The 274-nt window shown below is 58.0% G+C and carries 1 protein-coding gene; it reads right to left on the bottom strand.

Annotated elements, in window-relative coordinates:
* On the bottom strand, positions 1-274 hold a 274-nt coding region (locus tag ACHAC9_RS24630), incomplete at both ends, for an integrase core domain-containing protein (protein WP_435764458.1).

The following is a 274-nucleotide window of genomic DNA, read 5'->3' as shown; positions in this document are numbered from 1 at the left end:
TGTCAAGTCCCGCCTGTTCATAAACCCGCTTAACGAATAATTCTGGCCGCTTCTGCTGCCATTCCTTGAGGGCCAGGATGGGCGTCTTTGCATCGAGCGCGCGTTGCGGAATGTGGTGGTTGTACAGCTTCAAATAGTTCAGCAAAGTCGTCTCGAGATCGATACGGCTGTCAAAGCGGGTCTGCTGCAGCAATTCGTTGATGCGGCCGTTGAAGCGCTCGACCATGCCGTTCGTTTGCGGGTGCCGCGGCGGCGCCAAGCGGTGCTCGGCAGG

The sequence above is a fragment of the Massilia sp. CMS3.1 genome (assembly GCF_051262535.1).
In the GTDB taxonomy this organism is placed as follows: Bacteria; Pseudomonadota; Gammaproteobacteria; order Burkholderiales; family Burkholderiaceae_D; genus Telluria.
Note: the sequence above shows the minus strand (reverse complement) of the source record. Positions and strands in the feature narration are given on the sequence as shown.